This window comes from Ramlibacter sp., from assembly GCF_013697775.1.
Classification (GTDB): domain Bacteria; phylum Pseudomonadota; class Gammaproteobacteria; order Burkholderiales; family Burkholderiaceae_C; genus Ramlibacter.
In genome coordinates, this window is the sequence record NZ_JACCWG010000359.1 from 1 (window position 1) to 4,693 (window position 4,693).

1 protein-coding gene is annotated in these 4,693 nt (G+C 70.8%); it reads left to right on the forward strand.

Features of this window, described 5'->3' with window-relative positions; genetic code table 11:
- A partial coding sequence (locus H0U68_RS18050; protein ID WP_296358104.1) for a non-ribosomal peptide synthetase occupies window positions 1-4,693 on the forward strand: 4,693 nt, incomplete at both ends.

Sequence of the window (4,693 nt, forward strand, 5' to 3'; positions counted from 1 at the left end):
TGCATGGACCGCGGCCTGGACATGGCCGTCGGCGTGCTCGCGGTGCTCAAGGCCGGCGGCGCCTACGTGCCGCTTGACCCGACCTATCCGGTGGAGCGCCTGAACCACATGCTGGGCGACAGCGCGCCCGCCGTGCTGCTCACGTCGGGCGCGGTGCCCGCGGGACTGCAAACAGGCTCCTGCACTGTGCTCGACCTGCTGGCCGCCGCGCCGCCGTGGCGCGGGCAGCCGGACACGAATCCAGACCCCGCGGCGACCGGCCTCACGTCCTCGCACCTGGCCTACGTCATCTACACCTCCGGATCCACCGGCACGGCGCGCGGCGTGATGGTGGAACACGGCATGCTCGCGGCGTCCAACCGCGCGCGGATCGCCACCTATGGCGGCGAGGATGCACACGCGCGCTTTTTGCTGCTGTCCTCGCTGTCCTTCGACAGTTCGGTGGCGGGCCTGTTCGGCACGCTCGCGTCCGGCGGCACCCTGTGCATCCCGCGCCCCGAGCTGGTGCTCGCCCCCGCCGCGTTGCGCACGGCCGTCCGCGCGTGGCGCATCGACAGCCTGCTGTGCGTGCCCTCGCTGCTGCAGGTCATCCTTGACGACGCCAACCCCGACGAACTCGCCAGCCTGCGGCACGTGATCGTGGCGGGCGAGGCCTGCCCGCCATCGCTGGCCGCCCGGCTCGCTGGCGTTGCGCCGCAAGCCACGCTGTACAACGAATACGGCCCGACCGAAGCCACTGTGTGGGCCACGGTGCACCGCTGCGCGCCCACCGGCGGCACGGGGCCGGTCCCGATCGGCCGGCCGATCGCCAACACACGCGTCTACCTGCTGGACGCGCACCGCAAGCCGCAACCGGTGGGCGTCGCAGGCGAGCTGTACATCGGCGGGGCCGGCGTGGCACGCGGCTACCTGAACCGGCCGGAGCTGACGGCCGAGCGCTTCCTGGACGATCCGTTCGACCCATTGCACGGCGGGCGCATGTACAAAACCGGCGACCTGGCAAGGTACCGGGCCGATCGCACCATCGAGTTCCTGGGACGCAACGACTTCCAGGTGAAGATCCGCGGCTTCCGCATCGAGCCGGGCGAAGTCGAAGCCAGGCTGGCGCAGCTGGCCGGCGTGCGCGAAGCCGCGGTGGTCGCCAGGGAAGACGGCCAGGGCGAAACGCGCCTGGTGGCCTGCGTGGTGGCCGACGACGGCACGGACGGGGAGGTCAGCGGCGAATCGCTGCGCGCGCAACTGGCGCGCATGCTGCCGGGCTACATGGTGCCCACCGCCTACGTGCTGCTGGAGCGCATGCCGCTCACGCCCAACGGCAAGGTCGACCGCAAGGCGCTGGCCGGCCTGCAGGCGCAGGCGAGTACCGGCGTGGCGTACGAAGCCCCGCAGGGCGACACCGAAATCCTGCTCGCGCAGCTGTGGAGCACGCTGCTGAACGTGCCGGCCGTCGGGCGGCATGACGACTTCTTCGTGCTGGGTGGGCATTCCCTGCTCGCGGTGCGGCTGGCGTCCCGCCTGCGTGCCGCGCTGGGGGTGGACCTCCCGCTGGACGCGCTGTTCGAACACACGCAGCTGCAGGCGCAGGCGCAGGCCATCGGCCTCGCGCAGCGCAGCGCCCTGCCGCCGATCGAGCCGGCGCCGCGCGACGCACCCCTGCCCCTGTCGTTCGCGCAGCAGCGCCTGTGGTTCCTGGCGCAGCTGGATGCCGACAGCCGCGCGTACCACATGCCGCTGGGCCTGCATCTGTCGGGCCGGCTGAACCGCGCCGCCCTGCAGCATGCGCTGGACAGGATCGTGGCGCGCCACGAGGCGCTGCGCACCGCGTTCGTGCTGGAAGGCGGTCTGCCGGTCCAGCGCATCGCGGCGCCGGACACGGGTTTCATGCTGCAGGAGCACGACCTGCGCGGCCACGCCGACGTGCGCACCGAGGCCGAGGCCCTGGCCGTGCAGGAGACCGGCGCGCCCTTCGATCTCACCACCGGTCCGCTGATCCGCGGGCGGCTGCTGGTGCTGGGCGACGAGGAACACGTGCTGCTGGTCACGATGCACCACATCGTGTCGGACGGCTGGTCGATGGGCGTGCTGACGCAGGAGCTGAGCGCGCTGTACGGCGCTTTCGTCGAAGGCCGGGACGACCCGTTGGACCCGCTGCCAATCCAGTACGCCGACTACGCCGCCTGGCAGCGCCGCTGGCTCGATGGCGAAGTGCTGCAGCGCCAAAGCGACTACTGGAAGCAACGCCTGTCTGGCGCGCCGGCCCTGCTGGAACTGCCCACCGACCGCACGCGTCCGGCGCAGCAGGACTACCGCGGCGCCGTGGCCGGGATCAGCCTGGGCGCCGAGCTGAGCGCAGGATTGAAAGCCTTGGCTCAGCGCCATGGCGCGACGCTGCACATGACGCTGCTGGCGGCCTGGGCGGTGCTGCTCGGGCGCCTGTCGGGGCAGGACGACGTCGTCATCGGCACGCCTGTAGCCAACCGCACGCGTGTCGAGGTCGAGGGGCTGATCGGCTTTTTCATCAACACGCTGGCTCTGCGATTGGACCTGGGCGAGAACCCCAGCACCGCGCAGCTGCTGCAACGGGTGCGCGCCGAGGCCCTGGCGGCTCAGCAGCACCAGGATCTTCCGTTCGAACAGGTCGTGGATCTCGTCAAGCCCGCGCGCAGCCTCTCGCACACGCCGCTGTTCCAGGTGCTGTTCTCCTGGCAAAACACCGCGCGCGGCGAACTCTCGCTGCCGGGACTGCAGTTGCACCCGGTGGGCGCACCGCACACGATTTCCAAGTTCGACATGACGCTCAGCCTGGGCGAAGAGGACGGACGCATCGGCGGCGGGATCGAATACGCGAGCGCGCTGTTCGACGCGGCGACAGTCGAGCGGCACCTGGGCCACTACCGGCGGCTGCTGCAGGCCATGGTTTCCGATGAGAACCAGCGGATTGGCGAGCTCGAGCTGCTGGATGCAGCGGAGCGTGAACAGCTGTTGGTGCAGTGGAACGCCACCGAGGCGCACTACCCGCGCGAGGCTTGTGTGCACGAACTGTTCGAGGCGCAAGCCCGGCGCACGCCTGCTGCGATTGCGGTCGTTCAGGGCGAGCAAACCGTGACGTACGGCGTGCTGGATGCCGAAGCCAACCGGCTCGCGCATTTCCTGCGCGATCTGGGCGTCGGCCCCGACACACGCGTGGCCGTGTGCATCGAGCGGCGTCCTTACCTGCTGACCGGCCTGCTGGCCGTGCTCAAGGCCGGTGGCGCCTATGTGCCGCTGGACCTGGGCTCGCCGCGCGAGCGGCTGGCCTCGCTGCTGGCTGATTGCGACCCTGCCGTCGTGCTGGTCGATGCCGCGGGCGTCAAGGCCCTGGGCGACGGCAGCCACGGTCCCAGCATCGCGCTCGATGCGGACATGCCGGCATGGGCTAATGCCTCCACCGAGCGCCCTGACGCCGCCGGCCTGCGCCCCGATCACCTGGCCTACGTGATCTACACCTCCGGCTCCACCGGCCAACCCAAGGGCGTGATGGTGGAGCATCGCGGGGTCGTCAACTACCTGTCCTGGGCCGCAGAGGCCTATGGCGCCGAGCAAGGCGCCGTGGTGTCGTCGTCGCTGTCGTTCGACGCAACCGTCACCAGCCTGTGGGCACCGTTGACCCAGGGCGGCACGGTGCGCTTGCTGCCCGAAGGCCAGGAGGTCGAAGGCCTCGAAGCGCAGGTCCAGGCCGCCGACTGCGGTCTGGTGAAGATCACGCCTGCCCACCTGGAAGTTCTAGGCCAGCGGCTGCTCGCGCAGGGCGCGCGCAGCACGGTGGATGTCTTCGTGGTCGGCGGCGAGGCGCTGGCCCCTTCCACCGTCGCACTGTGGCAGCGCCTGCAGCCGGGCGTGCGCATCGTCAACGAGTACGGCCCCACCGAGACGGTGGTCGGCTGCATCGTGCACGACGTGCCGCAGGATGCCGATGCTTCACGCTCGGTCCCCATCGGACGGCCCATCGCGAACACCCGCATCTATGTGCTGGACGCGAACGGCCAGCCGACACCCATCGGCGTGCCGGGCGAGATCCACATCGGCGGCGACGGCGTCGCGCGCGGCTACCTGAACCGGCCCGAGCTGACCGCCGAGCGCTTTCTCGACGATCCGTTCCACGCAGGCGGGCGGATGTACAAAACCGGCGACCTGGCGCGCTACCGCGCCGACGGCACCCTGGATTACCTCGGCCGCAACGACTTCCAGGTGAAGATTCGCGGCTTCCGCATCGAGCCGGGCGAAGTCGAGGCCAAGCTCGCGCAGCTGCCCGGCGTGCGCGAGGCGGCCGTGCTGGCGCGCGAGGACAACCCGGGCGACAAGCGCCTGGTGGCCTATGTGGTCGGCGACGCGGCTGCTGTCGATGCCCAGTCGCTGCGCGCGCAGCTCGCCCGCCTGCTGCCCGAGTACATGGTGCCTTCGGCCTATGTGGTGCTGGGCCAGCTGCCGCTCACACCCAACGGCAAGCTCGACCGCCGCGCGCTGCCCGCACCCGACGGCTTGTCCCTCGCCGCGCCGGCCTTCGAGGCACCGCAGGGCGAAGCGGAGACGCATCTCGCGCGCCTGTGGTCCGAGCTGCTGCACGCCGAGCGCATCGGCCGCCATGACGATTTCTTCGCACTCGGCGGGCATTCCCTGCTGGCCATGCGGCTGCTGTCGCAGCTGCGCACCGAGC